Origin of the sequence: Brevundimonas sp., from assembly GCF_036402095.1 — a bacterium.
In the GTDB taxonomy this organism is placed as follows: Bacteria; Pseudomonadota; Alphaproteobacteria; order Caulobacterales; family Caulobacteraceae; genus Brevundimonas.
This window is the reverse complement of record NZ_DASWTO010000017.1, coordinates 44,722-60,661: the sequence shown is the minus strand read 5'-3', so window position 1 is coordinate 60,661 and position 15,940 is coordinate 44,722. Positions and strand designations below refer to the sequence as shown.

General features: G+C 68.9%; 20 protein-coding genes and 1 tRNA gene. 20 read left to right on the top strand and 1 reads right to left on the bottom strand.

Translation table 11 applies throughout. From position 1 onward, the window contains the following. The 13 genes from tuf to VGD32_RS01390 all read left to right on the top strand — a co-directional run. Positions 1–1,068 (top strand): elongation factor Tu (gene tuf / locus VGD32_RS01450; protein WP_331030120.1); only part of this gene is annotated, 1,068 nt, incomplete at its 5' end. A 261-nt stretch (positions 1,069–1,329) separates the two neighbouring features. Continuing rightward, positions 1,330–2,646 (top strand): mechanosensitive ion channel, encoded by a 1,317-nt coding sequence (locus VGD32_RS01445; protein WP_331030119.1) that lies wholly within the window; start codon positions 1,330–1,332, stop codon positions 2,644–2,646. A 139-nt stretch (positions 2,647–2,785) separates the two neighbouring features. After that, on the top strand, positions 2,786–2,917 hold the full coding sequence (locus tag VGD32_RS01440) for a hypothetical protein (RefSeq protein ID WP_324819828.1): 132 nt from the start codon (positions 2,786–2,788) through the stop codon (positions 2,915–2,917). Between the two features lie 95 nt (positions 2,918–3,012). Beyond that, complete coding sequence (locus VGD32_RS01435) at positions 3,013–4,347, top strand: hemolysin family protein (protein ID WP_331030118.1); 1,335 nt, start codon at positions 3,013–3,015, stop codon at positions 4,345–4,347. A 91-nt stretch (positions 4,348–4,438) separates the two neighbouring features. Further along, positions 4,439–4,514: transfer RNA gene (locus VGD32_RS01430), tRNA-Trp, on the top strand. A gap of 70 nt (positions 4,515–4,584) precedes the next feature. Further along, positions 4,585–4,869 carry a preprotein translocase subunit SecE gene (gene secE, locus VGD32_RS01425; protein WP_422652990.1) on the top strand — a complete coding sequence of 95 codons (285 nt, stop codon included), beginning with the start codon at positions 4,585–4,587 and terminating at the stop codon, positions 4,867–4,869. Positions 4,870–4,880: 11 nt separating this feature from the next. Beyond that, on the top strand, positions 4,881–5,459 hold the full coding sequence (nusG, locus tag VGD32_RS01420; protein ID WP_331030116.1) for a transcription termination/antitermination protein NusG: 579 nt from the start codon (positions 4,881–4,883) through the stop codon (positions 5,457–5,459). Between the two features lie 195 nt (positions 5,460–5,654). Next, positions 5,655–6,086 (top strand): 50S ribosomal protein L11, encoded by a 432-nt coding sequence (gene rplK, locus VGD32_RS01415; protein ID WP_324777633.1) that lies wholly within the window; start codon positions 5,655–5,657, stop codon positions 6,084–6,086. Between the two features lie 4 nt (positions 6,087–6,090). Further along, positions 6,091–6,780, top strand: coding sequence for a 50S ribosomal protein L1 (rplA, locus tag VGD32_RS01410; RefSeq protein WP_331030115.1), 690 nt, complete (start codon positions 6,091–6,093; stop codon positions 6,778–6,780). Between the two features lie 108 nt (positions 6,781–6,888). Continuing rightward, positions 6,889–7,392: a DUF2059 domain-containing protein gene (locus VGD32_RS01405; RefSeq protein WP_331030114.1), complete on the top strand. Its 504-nt coding sequence runs from the start codon at positions 6,889–6,891 to the stop codon at positions 7,390–7,392. Positions 7,393–7,482: 90 nt separating this feature from the next. Continuing rightward, complete coding sequence (locus tag VGD32_RS01400) at positions 7,483–8,127, top strand: DUF47 domain-containing protein (protein WP_331030113.1); 645 nt, start codon at positions 7,483–7,485, stop codon at positions 8,125–8,127. A 9-nt stretch (positions 8,128–8,136) separates the two neighbouring features. Then, entirely contained in the window at positions 8,137–9,138 is a 1,002-nt protein-coding gene (locus VGD32_RS01395; protein ID WP_331030112.1) for an inorganic phosphate transporter, read from the top strand. Further along, positions 9,135–9,671 carry an NUDIX hydrolase gene (locus VGD32_RS01390; protein ID WP_331030111.1) on the top strand — a complete coding sequence of 179 codons (537 nt, stop codon included), beginning with the start codon at positions 9,135–9,137 and terminating at the stop codon, positions 9,669–9,671. The genes VGD32_RS01395 and VGD32_RS01390 overlap by 4 nt, the downstream gene beginning before the upstream one ends. Positions 9,672–9,676: 5 nt before the next feature. Here the strand turns inward: VGD32_RS01390 and VGD32_RS01385 are convergent, their stop codons facing one another. Continuing rightward, entirely contained in the window at positions 9,677–10,147 is a 471-nt protein-coding gene (locus VGD32_RS01385; RefSeq protein ID WP_331030110.1) for a DUF1203 domain-containing protein, read from the bottom strand. A gap of 98 nt (positions 10,148–10,245) precedes the next feature. On the opposite strand from VGD32_RS01385, the gene VGD32_RS01380 reads away from it, so the two are divergent. The 7 genes from VGD32_RS01380 to VGD32_RS01350 all read left to right on the top strand — a co-directional run bounded on the left by VGD32_RS01380 (position 10,246) and on the right by VGD32_RS01350 (position 15,916). After that, positions 10,246–12,048, top strand: coding sequence for a M3 family oligoendopeptidase (locus VGD32_RS01380; RefSeq protein WP_331030109.1), 1,803 nt, complete (start codon positions 10,246–10,248; stop codon positions 12,046–12,048). Between the two features lie 37 nt (positions 12,049–12,085). Further along, complete coding sequence (locus tag VGD32_RS01375) at positions 12,086–13,423, top strand: serine hydrolase (RefSeq protein WP_331030108.1); 1,338 nt, start codon at positions 12,086–12,088, stop codon at positions 13,421–13,423. 90 nt (positions 13,424–13,513) lie between these two features. After that, a complete protein-coding gene (locus VGD32_RS01370) occupies positions 13,514–13,768 on the top strand; it encodes an aa3-type cytochrome c oxidase subunit IV (protein WP_331030107.1) in 255 nt (84 codons plus the stop codon). Positions 13,769–13,873: 105 nt separating this feature from the next. Further along, on the top strand, positions 13,874–15,007 hold the full coding sequence (locus VGD32_RS01365) for a Re/Si-specific NAD(P)(+) transhydrogenase subunit alpha (RefSeq protein WP_331030106.1): 1,134 nt from the start codon (positions 13,874–13,876) through the stop codon (positions 15,005–15,007). Then, on the top strand, positions 15,007–15,333 hold the full coding sequence (locus VGD32_RS01360) for an NAD(P) transhydrogenase subunit alpha (RefSeq protein ID WP_331030105.1): 327 nt from the start codon (positions 15,007–15,009) through the stop codon (positions 15,331–15,333). Before VGD32_RS01365 ends, VGD32_RS01360 begins: the two co-directional genes overlap by 1 nt. Next, the gene (locus VGD32_RS01355; protein WP_331030104.1) at positions 15,330–15,632 is read left to right on the top strand and encodes a hypothetical protein; all 303 of its coding nucleotides are present in this window, start codon (positions 15,330–15,332) and stop codon (positions 15,630–15,632) included. The genes VGD32_RS01360 and VGD32_RS01355 overlap by 4 nt, the downstream gene beginning before the upstream one ends. Further along, positions 15,629–15,916 carry a hypothetical protein gene (locus VGD32_RS01350; protein WP_331030103.1) on the top strand — a complete coding sequence of 96 codons (288 nt, stop codon included), beginning with the start codon at positions 15,629–15,631 and terminating at the stop codon, positions 15,914–15,916. The genes VGD32_RS01355 and VGD32_RS01350 overlap by 4 nt, the downstream gene beginning before the upstream one ends. The last annotated feature ends 24 nt before the right edge of the window (positions 15,917–15,940 follow it).

Sequence of the window (15,940 nt, the reverse complement as noted above, 5' to 3'; positions counted from 1 at the left end):
GCCAAGGCGATGAACTATGCGGACATCGACGCGGCGCCGGAAGAGAAGGCGCGCGGGATCACGATCAACACGGCGCACGTGGAATATGAGACGGCGAACCGTCACTACGCCCACGTCGACTGCCCGGGCCACGCCGACTATGTGAAGAACATGATCACGGGCGCGGCGCAGATGGACGGCGCCATCCTGGTGGTGTCGGCGGCGGACGGCCCGATGCCGCAGACGCGCGAGCACATCCTGCTGGCCCGTCAGGTCGGCGTGCCGGCGCTGGTGGTCTATCTGAACAAGGTGGACCTGGTCGACGACGAGGAGCTGCTGGAGCTGGTCGAGATGGAGGTGCGCGAGCTGCTCTCCAGCTATCAGTTCCCGGGCGACGACATTCCGATCACCAAGGGCTCGGCCAAGGCGGCGACGGACGGGGTGAACCCGGAGATCGGCGAGAAGTCGATCCTGGCGCTGATGGAGACGGTGGACGCCTACATTCCGCAGCCGGAGCGTCCGGTGGACCTGCCGTTCCTGATGCCGGTGGAAGACGTGTTCTCGATCTCGGGCCGCGGCACGGTGGTCACGGGCCGGGTCGAGCGCGGCATCGTCAAGGTCGGCGAGGAAGTGGAGATCGTCGGCATCCGTCCGGTGCAGAAGACGACCTGCACGGGCGTGGAGATGTTCCGCAAGCTGCTGGACCAGGGCCAGGCGGGCGACAACGTCGGGGTGCTGCTGCGCGGCACCAAGCGTGAGGACGTCGAGCGCGGCCAGGTGCTGTGCAAGCCGGGCTCGATCACCCCGCACACGAAATTCCTGGCCGAGGCCTACATCCTGACCAAGGAAGAGGGCGGCCGTCACACGCCGTTCTTCACCAACTACCGCCCGCAGTTCTACTTCCGCACCACGGACGTGACCGGCATCGTGCACCTCAAGGAAGGCGTCGAGATGATCATGCCCGGCGACAACGCCGAGCTGAACGTCGAGCTGATCACCCCGATCGCCATGGAAGAGAAGCTGCGCTTCGCCATCCGCGAAGGCGGCCGCACGGTTGGCGCCGGCGTGGTCTCCAAGATCACGGAGTAGCAGGGCGCTGACGCTCGCGACGCGGTCGCTCGCTCCTTGAGCGCGCCTTCGGGCCTCACGCCGCGAGCCGCCGCGAGGCGAGCATAGGCCAACAAGACAGACCGGCCCCGGAGGAGACTCCGGGGCCGTTTTGCTGTCCGCCGCGGTTTCGGCGCGCGGAAGGGTTGAAGCCGCCGCGTCGGGCCCGGAACATTGCCGCCCCCGTCCCGTTTCCGCCCCCGAGGACGCCGCGGCGGTCGCGGCGCGAGACGGGCGGGTTGGATGTACGATACCGGTTACGAATTCATCGGCTGGGAGCAGCTGTTCGAGGTCTGGGCGCCGAGGGTGCTGGGCGCGGTGGTGATCCTCGTGGCCGCCTGGTTCATCGGCAAGGCCGTCAAATGGGCCCTGGCCAAGGCGGTCGACCGCATTCCCGGCGCGTCGAAGGCCAACCTCAGCGAGAATCCAAGACATACGGTCGGGGCCAGCCTCGGCGACGTCGCCTTCTGGCTGATCCTGCTGTTCGGCGTGGTCGCGGCGCTCGGGGTGCTCAACCTCGGCCAGGTGGTGCTGCCGCTGAACGCCCTGCTGACCCAGGTGGCCTCCTTCCTGCCCAATGTGCTGGGCGCGGTGCTGATCTTCTTCATCGGCTTCGTGGTCGCCACCCTGGCCCGGCGGGTCACCGAGGCGGCGCTGCAGGCCGCCAACGCCGACCGCTGGCTGGAGAAGGCCGGCCTGTCGCGGGCGACCGGCTCGACCGGGGTCAGCGCCGCCGTCGGCACCCTGGTGTTCGTGCTGGTGCTGATCCCCATCACCATCGCCGCGCTGGAACAGCTGGGCATCGAGTCGCTGACGGTGCCGGCGGTGGCGGTGCTGTCGACGGTGTTCGACGCCATCCCCCGGGTGCTGGCCGCGGCCATCGTGCTGGCGGTCGGCTGGTTCATCGGCCGATGGGTGGCGCACGTCATCGAGCGAATCCTGCCGGCCACCGGCTTCGACCGCAGCGTATCGAGCGCCATGAGCCTGGCCTTCAACCGGCCGGCGGCCGAGCCCCCCACCACGACGGCTCCCTACGCCGGCGACGTCACGCCCGCCACGGCGGCGGTGCTGGGCGGCGCCCCGGCGGCGCCGGTTCCGCTGACGCCGTCGCGCGTGGTCGGCCGGCTGGTCATGGTCGCCATCGTCGCCTTCACGGCGGTGGAGGCGGCGCGTCTGCTGCAGTTCGCCACCCTGGCCACCACGGTCGAGGAGATCCTCGGCCTCGCCGGACGCGTCATCGTCGGCGGCGTCATCATCACGGCGGGCGTGCTGATCGCCGATGTGCTGGCGCGGCTGATCGACAAGGGCACCGGCGGGGCCGACCGTTTCGCCTCGACCCTGGTGCGCTGGGCGACCATCGCCCTGGCCACGGCCATGGGTCTGCGCTTCATGGGCATCGCCGACGACGTGGTGCTGCTGGCCTTCGGCCTGGTGCTGGGCGCGGCGGCGGTGGCCGCGGCCCTGGCCTTCGGCCTGGGCGGACGGAACGCCGCGGGCCAGGTGGCGCAGAGCTGGGCCGACAAGGTCACGCGCGCCCCGGGCAAACGGCCGCCGGCCTGATCCCGGACGGCGGGTTCGCGTGCAGGGGGCGGTGCGCGAGCGCCGCCCCTTCGCAATTCCCCGGCCGGGAGATCGGCCTTGCCGGGAACCGGGAACCGGGGCCTACGTTCGAGCCACGGACGTTAGGGATTGAGTAACCATGCGGCGCGCGCTTCGAACCGGCCTGTTCATCGGCACCCTGATCGGCATGTCGGCCTGCGCCGCCCTGGGGCCCGACGACGGGGCGACCCCCGGCCCCTACGGCGGCGTCGAGGCCGGCCGTACGCGCTGATCGCGAAAGGAAATCGTGGCGGAGGGGGAAAAACCCCCCTATCATTCGCCTCGCGGACGCCGACTGTCGCGCCGCGCCGGTCTCGCTCCCCCTAGATGTTAGCCATCGCCATCGTCGTCGTACTGCTGCTCGTGGTGCTGAACGGCCTGTTTTCCATGACCGAACTCGCGGTCGTGTCGTCGCGCAAATCCAAGCTGCAGAGCCGGGCGGAGCGCGGCGACCGGGGAGCGCGGGCGGCGCTGAAGCTGGCGGAGGAACCGACCCATTTCCTGTCGGCCGTGCAGGTCGGCATCACCCTGATCGGCATCGCAGCGGGCGCCTACGGCCAGGCCTCTATCGCCGGCGAGCTGACCCGCATCCTCAACGACGCCTTTCCGGCGTTCGGACATTGGAACCAGATCGCCTCGACCGCCCTGGTCATCATCTTCATCACCTATGTCTCGGTGATCGTCGGCGAACTGGTGCCCAAGCGGCTGGCGCTGATCTTCCCGGAACCGATCGCCTCCAAGATGGCGGCCCCGATCGCGACGGTGGCCACGGTGCTGAAGCCGTTCGTGGTGGTGCTGACGGTGTCGACCTCGGCCATCCTCAAGATCATGGGGGTCAAGGACCGCGACGGGTCGGATGTGACCCAGGAAGAGGTCGAGACGATGATCGCCGAGGGCACCTCGGCCGGTCTCATCGAGCCGGAAGAGCAGGAAATGATCGAGGAGATCCTGCGCCTCGGCGACCGGCCCATCCGCGTGGCCATGACGCCGCGCCACGAGGTCTTCTGGATCGCGCTGGACGACAGCGAGGAGCAGCTGCGTCAGGAAATCCGCACCTGTCCCTATTCGCGTATCGTGGTGGCGCGCGAGAACGACGTCGATAATCCGCTGGGCGTGGTGCACAAGAAGGATCTGCTGGACAGCCTGCTGGACAACGGCGAGTTCAACGTCGAACGGCTGGTGCAGACGCCGGCCTTCATTCCGCAGTCGACCTCGGTGCTGAAGGCGCTGGAGATTCTCAAGGCCTCGAAGGTCCACATGGCCTTCCTCGTCGACGAATACGGCGCCTTCGAGGGGGTAGTCACGGCGACCGACCTGCTGGAGATGATCGCCGGCGACTTCGACGAGGGTCACGACGAGGAAGAGGCTTATATCCGCCAGCGCGAGGATGGCAGCTGGCTGGTCGACGGCCAGGCCGACATCGAGGAGCTGGCCGATACGCTGGGCGAGGATTTCGGCGAGGCGGAGGGATTCCACACCGTCGCCGGCCTGGTCCTGCACCAGCTGTCGCGCGTGCCGGACGAGGGCGAAATCCTGCAGCTGGGCCGTTTCGAGGTCGAGGTGATCGACATGGACGACCGGCGCATCGACAAGCTGCTGTTCCGGCAGGTGGTGAAGCGCGAGGACGAGGCCAGCGCGGTGGCGGCGCACCACGAGGATTGACGGTTCCGCCCTTGAAAACAGCGGCGGCGTGGGGCATACGCCCCGGTCTGGCGATCACATGCGTTCTTCGGAGCGTGCTGTCGTTTGCTCCAGGAGTTTAGCTCAGCTGGTAGAGCACCGGTCTCCAAAACCGGGGGTCGTGGGTTCGAGTCCCCCAACTCCTGCCATTTCCCCTGTCGCCGCCGGATGGGAGCCCCTATCTGGGGGCGGCAGGTTCAATTCTTTGACGGAATCATGATGGCCAAGGCCAAGACCCCCGGGCGCCGCCCGCAGACCGCCCAGCCCGCGATCGCGGGCGCCGCCGTCGCGGCCGACGCGCCGAAGAAGCCGCGGGTCTCGATTCCGCAGTTCATCAGCCAGGTGCGGGCCGAGGGCCGCAAGATCGTGTGGCCGAGCCGCAAGGAAACCTGGATCACCTCGGTGATGGTCTTCATCATGGTCGTGATCGCCGCGGCGTTCTTCTGGATCGTCGACACCGGCCTGGCCTTCGCTTCGCGCTTCATCCTGGCCATCGGTCAGTAAGAGACACGCCCATGACCGACGCCGCTCCCGCCGCCAAGCCCGCCAACCCGCGCCACAAGTGGTACATCGTCCACGCCTACTCGAACTTCGAGAAGAAGGTGGCCCAGCACCTGCAGGACCAGGCGCGTCAGCAGGGCCTCGAGGACTGTTTCTCGGAAATCCTCGTGCCGACCGAGGACGTCGTCGAGATCCGCCGCGGCCGCAAGGTCAACTCGGAGCGCAAATTCTTCCCCGGCTATGTGCTGGTGAAGATGGAGATGACCGACGACGCCTACCACCTGGTCAAGAACACCCCGAAGGTCACCGGCTTCCTTGGCGCCGCCGGCGGCACCAAGCCGCTGCCGGTGTCGGAACGTGAGGTCCAGAACATCATCGGCGCGGTGGAAGAGGGCGTCGAGCGTCCGAAGCCCACGATCCGCTTCGACATCGGCGAGACCGTCAAGGTCATCGACGGTCCGTTCGCCAGCTTCGACGGCCAGGTCGAGAGCGTCGACGAGGACTCGGCGCGCCTGCGGGTCGCGGTGTCCATCTTCGGCCGTCCGACCCCGGTCGATCTGGAATACAGCCAGGTCGAGAAGGTCGCGGGCTAGGACACAGCTCGCGGCGGCGTCCCCCGGGCGTGCGACGCCGCTCCACGTTTGCCTTTCCGGCCCATATCCGCTACACGCGCGCCTCGCTCTGAGGGGCGGTGCGGGTTCGCCCGCATAAATCCGTGGGAGGCAGCCATGCCACGACCACGGCTCACCGGCCGCGATTGAGTTCGGGGCCATTGTAAGGAGAGACCAATGGCCAAGAAGATTCTCGGCTACATCAAGCTGCAGGTGCCGGCCGGCAACGCCACGCCGTCGCCCCCGATCGGCCCGGCCCTGGGTCAGCGCGGCGTCAACATCATGGGCTTCGTCAAGGAGTTCAACGCGCGCACCGAGAAGGAAGTGAAGGGCACGCCCCTGCCGACGGTGATCACCGTCTATCAGGACAAGAGCTTCACCTTCGTCACCAAGACCCCGCCCGCGACCCACTACATCAAGCAGGCCGCCGGCATCACCTCGGGCTCGAAGATGACGGGCCGCGAAGTGGCCGGCAAGATCACGCGCGGCCAGCTGCGCGAGATCGCCGAAAAGAAGATGAAGGATCTGAACGCCAACGACCTGGACGCGGCGACCAAGATCATCGAAGGCTCGGCTCGCGCCATGGGCCTCAACGTCGTGGAGGGCTAAGCACATGGCCAAGCAAACCAAGCGCTTCAAGGCTCGCACCGGCGACGTCACCACGCCGCTGCCGTTCACCGACGCCATCGCCGCGGTGAAGTCCAACGCCTCGGCCAAGTTCGACGAGTCGATCGAGATCGCCGTCAACCTCGGCGTCGACCCGCGTCACGCCGACCAGCAGGTCCGCGGCGTGGTCAACCTGCCGTCGGGCACGGGCCGCGACGTTCGCGTCGCCGTCTTCGCCAAGGACGCCAAGGCGGCCGAGGCCCTCGCGGCCGGCGCCGACCTGGTGGGCGCCGAGGATCTGTACGAGAAGATCAACGGCGGCTTCATGGACTTCGACCGCGTCATCGCGTCCCCGGACATGATGGCCCTGGTCGGCCGTCTGGGTAAGGTGCTGGGCCCGCGCGGCCTGATGCCCAACCCCAAGGTCGGCACCGTGACCCCGAACGTCGCCCAGGCCGTCAAGGACGCCAAGGGCGGCGCGGTCGAGTTCCGCGTCGAGAAGGCCGGCATCGCCCACGGCGGCATCGGCAAGGCCTCCTTCACCCAGGAAGCCCTCGAAGCCAACGTGAAGGCCTATGTCGACGCCCTCAGCAAGGCCCGTCCGGCCGGCGCCAAGGGTACCTACATCAAGCGCATCACCCTGTCCTCGACCATGGGACCGGGCTTCAAGGTCGATCCGGCGTCGCTGAACGTCTGAACGGGCTGATCCCAAAGCGACAGCGGCGGCGGAGAGCGATCTCCGCCGCCGTTTTCGTTTGCACCCTGCCGTTGCAAGGGGGAGAGTGGCGGCTGAGGGGGGCGGACCATGCGGATCATCGCCATCATAGCGGCCGCGCTGGCCGTCGCGGCCGGACCGGCTTTCGCGCAGAGCGTCCCGGACGCCGCGCGGCAGAACCATCTCGACCTGGCCGAACGCTACCTGGTCCTCACCCAGGGCGGCGATCTGGTGAAGCAGATGCGCGGCCAGCTCGAGGAAAGCTACAACGCCTCGGGCATGCCCGCCGAACAGCGCGCCTGGCTGATCGAGACCGTGAGCGAGACGCTCGCCGAAGTGATGGACGCCACGGTGCAGGAGTTCCGCGACGACGTGGCCGACAGCTTCACCGTCCCGGAGCTGGAGAGCGCCATCGCCTTCTACGAGTCGCCGGTCGGCCGCTCGATCGTGCGCAAGCAGGTCGACATGAGCATGGAGATGCAGGAGACCATGTCGGCGCTGCTGATGCCCCGGCTGGAGGGGCTGACCGAGAAATTCTGCATCCGTTTCGACTGTTCCGCACTGGGCGGGGCGGCGCAGAAAGAGGCGCGCTGAGCGCCAGGCGAACCGTCAGCCTTCTGACGGGTTGACGCACCCGGGCGGACGCGGGAGTGACCGCACACGGAATTCTGCGGGAGATTCGCGATGCTGGGCTGGTTTCAGGCGCTGCTGCCCAAGGAAGACAATTTCTTCCGGCTGTTCGACGCGCACGCGGCGACGCTGATCAAGGGCGCCGAGGCGCTGCGCAAGGTGCTGGAGGGCGGCGACGAGACGCCGCGCTGGTGCCAGAGGATCGTCGATCACGAGCATGAGGCCGACGCCGTGGCCCGCGAGGTGCTGTTCGCGGTGCGCCGCAGCTTCATCACCCCGTTCGACCGGTCGGACATCCGCGGCCTGACCAACTCGCTCGACGACTCCATCGACCAGATGCAGAAGACGGCCAAGGTCATCACCCTGTACGAAATCCGCGACTTCGCCCCGCACATGCGCCAGCTGGGCGACATCGCGGTGGAGGCGGCGGCGCTCACGGTCGAGGCGGTGAGCCTGTTGCCCGATATGCGCAAGCACCGGGCGCGCCTGAACGAATTGACCGAGCAGATCGCGCGGCTGGAGAGCGACAGCGACACCCTGTACGACGCCGGCATGAAGGCGCTGTACGAGGCCCACCGGGACGGCGACGCCATGGCGTTCCTGATCGGCGGCGAGGTCTACGACCACCTCGAGAAGGTCGTCGACCGGTTCGAGGACGTGGCCAACCGCATCAGCGGCATTCTGGTCGAGCACCTGTAGGAGCGCCCCATGGACGGCGCCCTGCTGATCCTGATCTTCCTGATCGCCGTCGCCCTGCTGTTCGACTTCCTGAATGGCCTGCACGACGCGGCCAATTCGATCGCCACCATCGTGGCGACGCGGGTGCTGCCGCCGATCTACGCCGTCGGCTGGGCCGCGTTCTTCAACTTCATCGCCTTCCTGTTCTTCGGCCTGCATGTGGCCAACACCATCGGCAAGGGCATCATCGACCCGGCCATCATCTCCGATCAGGTGATCTTCGGGGCACTGATGGGGGCGATCAGCTGGAACGTGATCACCTGGCTGGCCGGAATTCCGTCGTCCAGCTCGCACGCCCTGATCGGCGGCCTGCTGGGCGCGGGCGTGGCCAAGGCCGGCACGGCCGCGATCGTCGTGGCCGGGGTGACCAAGACCGTGAGCGCCATCTTCCTGTCGCCGGCCGTCGGCTTCACCCTCGCCCTGTTGCTGGTCCTGATCGTGTCATGGGTCTTCGTAAGGGTGAATCCGTCGACGGCGGACAAGGTGTTCCGGCGGGCGCAGTTCGTCTCGGCCTCGGCCTATTCGCTGGGGCACGGCGGCAATGACGCGCAGAAGACGATGGGCATCATCGCCGTGCTGCTGTTCTCAAGGGCGCCGGCGGGGACGGAGTTCTCGGTGCCCTTCTGGGTGGTCATCACCTGTCAGGCGGCGATCGCCCTCGGCACGCTGTTCGGCGGCTGGCGCATCGTCCACACCATGGGCTCGCGAATCACGCGGCTGAGCCCGCAGCAGGGCTTCTGCGCCGAGACCGGCGGGGCCATCACCCTGTTCATGGCCACGGGCCTGGGCATACCGGTCTCCACGACCCACACCATCACCGGAGCCATCGTCGGCGTCGGCGCGGCCCGGCGGGCCTCGGCGGTGCGCTGGGGCGTCGCGCGCAGCATCGTCACGGCCTGGTTCATCACCATGCCGGCGGCGGCGGCCATCGGGGCCCTGTTCTACTGGGTGGGCGGAGCCTTCCTGACGTGACCGCGACGGCCGCCCCTCGCCCCGAACAGGCCGAGCGCCGCCAGGTCGCCGCCCTGCCGTGGCGTCGCGGGCAAGACGGCGTGGAAGTCCTGCTGATCACCTCGCGCGAGACCCGGCGCTGGGTCACGCCCAAGGGCGGCCGCATGTCCGGCAAGACCGACGCCGAAGCCGCCGCACAGGAGGCGCTGGAGGAGGCGGGCGTCGAGGGCGCGATCAGCGAACGGCCACTAGGCAGCTTCCACTATCTGAAGGTGCTGAAGCGGCGGGCGTCGCGCTGGTGCACCGTGGACCTCTACGGGCTGGAGGTGACCCTCGAACACCCGGACTGGCAGGAGCGGGACGAGCGGGAGCGCGTCTGGTTGACGCGCGAGGAGGCGGCGCGGCGCGTCGACGAGCCCGATCTGCGGGCGCTGATCGCCGGCTTCGAACCGGGGGTCGATCCGGCCTCTTCGCCGTCTGGGGGAACAGTCGCGAAGGGGGCTGCGCGGACCGGCTCAGGATGGCGGTCCTGGCGGCGGTGGCTGGGTCTCTGACCTGGTCAGGCCCTTTCCGCCGTCGCCATGAAGCAGCCGCGGCGCGCGGTATGCAGATGGATGATCGAGACGGCCGGGTCGGCGAACCAGTCCGACAGCCTGGCCGCAAGATCGCGCCCCTCGACCACATCGCCGTGGGTCATCATCCAGTCGGCGTCGTAGGCCCGCACCGAAAGCAGGCGGCGGCCCAGCATGTCCGGAACCTCGTCGGCCGAGAGCGCCGCCCCGACGGCCGCTTCGCGCACGAAGACCGGGCCTTCCGAGCGGTACGGGCTTTCCGGTGCGTCGAGGTGACGGTGGTTCAGCAGGATCAGCCGCTCGCCCGGTTCAGCGTCGTCGAGGCTGACCCGGCACGGAGCGGCGTGAGGGGCGTCGGCGATCATGCGGCGCGCGCCGAGCGCGGCCAGGGCGGCGTCGTCCATCGCGAACAGCGGACGGAACGGCGCCAGCGGCAGGGCGTGGATGCGAAAACTCATCGGGCTCTCCTTCGCCCTCCATCTGACAGGCGCAGCCGTGGACGTCTGGCGGTTTTCGGGCGTTGCGCACGGCGAGCCGCATCCCCAAAAGGAAAGCCATGAACGCGCCCTTCCAGACCCCCGCCGACCCCGCCGAAGCGCCGCTTTGGGACCTGACCGACCTTTACGCCTCGCGTGAGGACGCCCGTATCGAGGCGGACCTGGAGAGGGCCCGCGGCCTTGTCGCCGAGCTCACCGCCCTGCAGGGCCGGCTGGTCGGGGCGAGGGCGGACGCGGCCCTGCTGGGCGAACGGCTGGACCGGGCGGTGACGCTGTACGAGCAGGCGTCGGACCTGCTGGGCGCGCTGGGGGCCTACGCCTTCCTCGCCGCCTCGACCGATCGCAATGACGCCGGCGCCCAGGGCTTCGAGGCGACGGTGCGCGAGAGAGTCACCGCCATCGCCACCCCGGCCGTCTGGGTGACGCTGGAGATCAACCAGCTGGAGGAGGCGGAGATCGACGCCGCCCTCGCCGCCTCGTCGGCCGCCGCCCGCTGGCGACCGTGGCTGCGGCGGGTGCGGGCGATGAAGCCGCATGAGCTGTCGCACGACCTGGAGACCTTCCTCGCCGAGCGCGCCCCGATCAGCGCCCAGTGGCCGCGCCTGTTCGACGAGACCATGGCGGCGATGAAGGTGAAGGCGGGCAAGGACGAGCTGACCCTGTCCGAGGCGCTGAACCGGCTGGCCGATCCCAAGGCTGCGCGGCGCAAGGCGGCGGCCGAGGGGCTGAACGAGGCGCTCGGCGCCCGCAGCAAGACCATGGCCCTGGTACTCAACACCGTCGCCGCCGACAAGGCGCTGGAAGACAAATGGCGCGGCTTCAAACGTCCCGCCGACAGTCGCCATCTGGCCAATGAGGTGGATGGGGACGCCGTCGACGCCATGGCCGAGGCGGTGGCGGCGGCCTATCCGCGCCTGTCGCACCGCTATTACGCGCTCAAGGCCCGGGCCATGGGCAAGGCGAAGCTGGACCAGTGGGACCGCAACGCCCCGATCGAAACCAGCGCCCCCCGGGGTTATGACTGGACGCAGGGGCGCGAACTGGTGCTGGAGAGCTTCGGCGATCTGGGCGGCGAGTTCGCCGAACGGGCGCGGGGCTTCTTCGAGCGGCCGTGGATCGACGGACGGGCGCGGCCCGGGAAACAGTCGGGGGCCTATGCGCACCCGGTAACCTCAGACCGCCATCCCTATGTGTTCCTGAACTGGATGGGCGAGCGGCGTGACGTGCTGACCCTGGCGCACGAGCTGGGCCATGGGGTTCACCAGACGCTGGCGGCGGGGCAGGGCAGTCTGCTTGCCGACACGCCGCTGACCCTGGCCGAGACGGCTTCGATCTTCGCCGAGGGCCTGACCTTCGACCGGCTGCTGAAGACGGCTCCCCGGGCGGAGCAGCGCGGCCTGCTGGCCGGGCGGATCGAGGACGGGCTGAACACGGTGATCCGGCAGATCGCCTTCCACCGCTTCGAGACGCGGTTCCACGACGAGCGGGCGAGAGGCGAGCTGGCGGTCGACCGGATCAGCGAGATCTGGATGGAGGAGATGGGCGGCTCGCTGGGGCCGGCCGTGACCCTGAACCCCGGCTATGAGCACTGGTGGAGCTATGTCAGCCACTTCGTGCATTCGCCCTTCTACGTCTACGCCTATGCGTTCGGGGACCTGCTGGTGGCGGCGTTGATGGAGACGCGGGCGAAGGACCCCGAGGGGTTCACGCCGCTGTATCGCGAGCTGCTCGCGGGCGGAGGATCGAAGGGCTACGTCGAGGCGCTGGCGCCGTTCGGGCTGAACCCGCGCGACCCGGCCTTCTGGACCATCGGCACGAAGCGGCTGGAGGGGCTGATCGACCAGTTCGAGGCGCTGGCGTGAGTTGACGGAGCCGCGAGGGCGGGCGAGCGTCCGCCCCATGCGCATCCTGATCCTCGCCACCGCCGTGGTTCTCGCCGGCCCGTCATTCGCCCAGACGCCGCCGACGCCGCCGACGCCCGCCACGCGCGCCATGGCGGCGGGCTACAAGGCGCTGATGGTCTGCGGGGCGGTCAAGAACGCCGAGGCCGCGGGCGGCTCGCGCACCGTCGAGAGCGTCGAGGCCAACGAATTGGTCGGCGTCTATCCGGAACTGGACCCGCTGGTCCGCGAGATGCCGGTCGAGATGGGGGAGCGCACCGTCTCGGTGGCGTGGAATGATGCGATGCCGCCGCGGGTGGCGGTGTGGAGCCCCGGCCGGGGCTGCGCGATCATGCCGGTCGGCTGGTCCGGCGAGGTCGACGAGATTCTGCGGCCGGGTCTGCGGGTCAATGCGGAATTGCCGGCGGGCCAGATCGTGGACCAGGACTCCGCCCTCAGGGACGCGGTCGAGAGGGCGTTCGGGGATGGTTATGGCGAGGGCGCGAACACCACGGCGGTGGTGGTGCTCAAGGACGGCCTGCTGCTCAGCGAAAGGTATGCGCAGGGCTTCGACGTCGACACGCCCCAGCGGACCTGGTCAGTGGCCAAGTCACTCGCGGGCACGGTGATCGGCGCCGCCGTTCAGCGGGGAGACGTGGACGTGAACGGCCCGGCGGCGATCGCGGACTGGGCGACGCCCGGCGACCCGCGCGCGGCCATCACGCTGGACCAGCTGCTGCGCATGGCCTCGGGCCTGACCAGCGACACGGCGGGCAACCGCACCGACGCCCTGTATTTCGGCGGAGTCGGGGTGGACGAGCAGGCCACGACATGGCCGCTGATCGCGTCGCCGGGCAGCCGCTACCGCTACGCCAACAATGACATCCTGCTGGCTATCCTGAGCATCGCCCCGACCTTTCGGGAACACCCGCCTGCGGACCTGTTCCGGACCCTGGGCATGTACGATACCTGGGCCGAGACCGACTGGCGCGGGAACTACATGCTGTCGAGCCAGGTGTGGTCGACGGCGCGGGACCTGGCTCGCTTCGGGCAGCTGTACGTCGACGACGGGGTGGTCGACGGGGTCCGCGTCCTGCCCGAGGGCTGGCGCGACTACGTCTCGCGGCCGTCGGGACCGCAGCCGAGCGGGGAACAGGGCTACGGCGCCACCTTCTGGCTGTTCGACAAGTCGGAAGGCATCCCGGCCGATGCGATCTCCGCCAACGGCAACCGCGGCCAGTATGTGATCATCGTGCCGGGCCGGAGGGTCGTCATCGTGCGGCGGGGCGAGGATCCGGCGGGGCGCCGCTTCGATCACATCGCCTTCACCCGCGACGTGCTGGCGGCGCTGGACTGAGCGGGGCGCGAATTGTCGCCGCCCGCTTGAGCGCGCGCGCCGCGCCGCTATAAGGGCGCCAACGTCTCTTGCAGATTCCCGGACCCGACCATGGCCGACCCGCACCACGCCTCCGACGCGCACGACGACTACGTCCGGGGTTCGCAGCACATTGAGGAACAGTCAGCGACGTTCACGCTGTTCATCAACCTGGCCAAGTGGGGCTCGCTGCTGACCGCGGCGGTGCTGACCTTCCTGGTGCTGTGGTTCCAGCCGGACGGCAGCTTCATCGGTGGCGCCATCACGGCGGCGGTGGTCCTGATCGCCGGCTTCTTCTTCCTGAAGTCGGGCAAGAAGTCTCACTGAAGACTGCGGTCCTCCGCCCCGCAGGGGCGGGAAGGACTTCCTCTTTTGACGGGCTGTCCCGGATAAGCCTAACGTTCCCCGTCCAGTTCTGACGGAGGGATTCGCTTGGCCGTCGCCATCGCCGTGACCCGCGAACGCCGAGACGGCGAGACGCGCTGCGCCGTCACCCCGGAAACGGTGAAGAAGCTCATCGCGCTCGGCGCGACCGTCGCCATCGAGGCCGGAACCGGCGCGGGCTCGTCCATTCCGGACGCGGACTATGCGGCGGCCGGCGCGACGGTGGCCAAGGACATCAAGGCGGTGCTGGCCGGAGCCGACATCCTGCTGAAGGTGCGGGGCCCGACGGCGCAGGAGACCAGCGCCCTCAAGCCCGGCGCCGTGGTCGTGGCCCTGCTGGATGCGTATCGCGACAAGGAGACGGTGACGGCCCTGTCCGGACAGGGCGTCACCGCTTTCGCCATGGAGTTCGTGCCGCGGATCACCCGGGCGCAGGTCATGGACGCCCTGTCGTCGCAGGCCAATCTGGCCGGCTACCGGGCGGTGATCGAGGCGGCGTACGCCTTCGGCAAGGGCTTCCCGATGATGATGACGGCGGCGGGCACGGTGGCTCCGGCCAAGGTCTTCGTCATGGGCGCGGGCGTGGCCGGGCTGCAGGCCATCGCCACCGCCCGGCGGCTGGGAGCGGTGGTCACGGCCACCGACGTGCGACCGGCGTCGAAGGAGCAGGTCGAGAGCCTCGGAGCCAAATTCGTGGCCGTCGAGGACGAGGAGTTCAAGGCCGCCGAGACCGCCGCCGGCTACGCCAAGCCGATGTCGCCGGAATATCAGGCCAAGCAGGCCGAGCTGACCGCCTCGCACATCGTCAAGCAGGACATCGTCATCACCACCGCCCTGATCCCCGGCCGTCCCGCGCCGCGGCTGGTCACGGCGGCGCATGTGGCCTCGATGAAGCCCGGCAGCGTGCTGGTCGATCTCGCCATCGACAACGGCGGCAACGTCGAGGGGGCGAAGGCCGGCGAGGTGGTGACGACGGCGAACGGGGTGCAGATCGTCGGCTGGACGAACATGGCTGGCCGGATCGCGGCGGACGCCTCGGCCCTGTATGCGCGCAACCTCGCCGCCTTCGTCGGGCTGATGGTCAGGGACGGGGCGCTGGCGGTCGACCTCGAGGACGAGATTCTCAAGGCGGCGGCGGTGACCCACGGCGGGGCCGTGGTGCACGAAGGAGTCAAAGGCTGATGGAACACGTGGACCCCACCATCTTCCGCCTCGCCATCTTCGTGCTGGCGATCTTCGTCGGCTACTACGTCGTCTGGTCGGTGACTCCGGCGCTGCACACGCCGTTGATGGCGGTGACCAACGCCATTTCGTCGGTGATCGTGGTCGGCGGGCTGATCGCGGCGGCGGCGGCGAGCGGCGACGACGGCTGGATCGCCAAGGGCGCCGGCGTCGCGGCCGTGACCCTGGCCAGCGTCAATATCTTCGGCGGCTTCATGGTCACCCGGCGCATGCTGGCCATGTACCGCAAGAAGGAGAAGCCCAAGGCAGGGGAGTCCGTGTCGTGATCCAGGGACTTCTCTTCATGGCGATCGTGCCCTTCGCCCTGGCGATGGTGCTGGCCTTCGCGCACATCAGCGGCCGCATGAGCCAACGCCTGCGCACCCGTGTGGAGTGGGCCATGATGGCGACGCTCTATCCGCTGATGATTCTGTATTTCTTCTGGCGGGCGTGGGGAGCCTGGCAACGGGCGGACTGGATCGAGTTCAGCCTGCCTCTCGTTGCGGCTGTCATCCTCTCAGCCCAGTTCGTCCTGTCGCTTCGCTCAGGCTCCTTCTTCCCGAGAGTCCGGAACCAGAAGGGATGACCTTCGACCCGCAGCAGTTCGCGGTCGGCGCGTCCTGGATCGCCACGGCGATCGGGGCCGGGCTGTGGCTGTGGAGCTGGCTCGGCGAGAAGGACGCCATTCGCAAGCTGCGCTTCCTCGACTGCGGCGTGGTGCTGCTGTTTTCGTCGGTGCTTCTGCGCATCGTGGCGCAGGAGAAGACCATGGGCGTCTGGGACTGGGCGATGGCGTTGCTGGCCCCGCTGTTCATCGCCGCCGCCCTGTGGCGGCTGGCGCGGACGGCGTGTCCGCCGTCGGGGAATTGAACGCGACGATGAGGGGAAACTGAC

Excerpts from the sequence above, each read along its gene's own strand:
- nusG (WP_331030116.1), top strand. The coding sequence starts at position 4,881 with ATGACCGACGCCGCTCCCGCCGCCAAGCCCGCCAACCCGCGCCACAAG.
- secE (WP_422652990.1), top strand. The coding sequence starts at position 4,585 with ATGGCCAAGGCCAAGACCCCCGGGCGCCGCCCGCAGACCGCCCAGCCC.
- rplK (WP_324777633.1), top strand. The coding sequence starts at position 5,655 with ATGGCCAAGAAGATTCTCGGCTACATCAAGCTGCAGGTGCCGGCCGGC.
- VGD32_RS01360 (WP_331030105.1), top strand. The coding sequence starts at position 15,007 with ATGGAACACGTGGACCCCACCATCTTCCGCCTCGCCATCTTCGTGCTG.
- VGD32_RS01370 (WP_331030107.1), top strand. The coding sequence starts at position 13,514 with ATGGCCGACCCGCACCACGCCTCCGACGCGCACGACGACTACGTCCGG.
- VGD32_RS01440 (WP_324819828.1), top strand. The coding sequence starts at position 2,786 with ATGCGGCGCGCGCTTCGAACCGGCCTGTTCATCGGCACCCTGATCGGC.
- VGD32_RS01385 (WP_331030110.1), bottom strand. The coding sequence starts at position 10,147 with ATGAGTTTTCGCATCCACGCCCTGCCGCTGGCGCCGTTCCGTCCGCTG.
- rplA (WP_331030115.1), top strand. The coding sequence starts at position 6,091 with ATGGCCAAGCAAACCAAGCGCTTCAAGGCTCGCACCGGCGACGTCACC.
- VGD32_RS01380 (WP_331030109.1), top strand. The coding sequence starts at position 10,246 with ATGAACGCGCCCTTCCAGACCCCCGCCGACCCCGCCGAAGCGCCGCTT.
- VGD32_RS01435 (WP_331030118.1), top strand. The coding sequence starts at position 3,013 with ATGTTAGCCATCGCCATCGTCGTCGTACTGCTGCTCGTGGTGCTGAAC.
- VGD32_RS01445 (WP_331030119.1), top strand. The coding sequence starts at position 1,330 with ATGTACGATACCGGTTACGAATTCATCGGCTGGGAGCAGCTGTTCGAG.
- VGD32_RS01395 (WP_331030112.1), top strand. The coding sequence starts at position 8,137 with ATGGACGGCGCCCTGCTGATCCTGATCTTCCTGATCGCCGTCGCCCTG.
- VGD32_RS01405 (WP_331030114.1), top strand. The coding sequence starts at position 6,889 with ATGCGGATCATCGCCATCATAGCGGCCGCGCTGGCCGTCGCGGCCGGA.
- VGD32_RS01375 (WP_331030108.1), top strand. The coding sequence starts at position 12,086 with ATGCGCATCCTGATCCTCGCCACCGCCGTGGTTCTCGCCGGCCCGTCA.
- VGD32_RS01350 (WP_331030103.1), top strand. The coding sequence starts at position 15,629 with ATGACCTTCGACCCGCAGCAGTTCGCGGTCGGCGCGTCCTGGATCGCC.
- VGD32_RS01400 (WP_331030113.1), top strand. The coding sequence starts at position 7,483 with ATGCTGGGCTGGTTTCAGGCGCTGCTGCCCAAGGAAGACAATTTCTTC.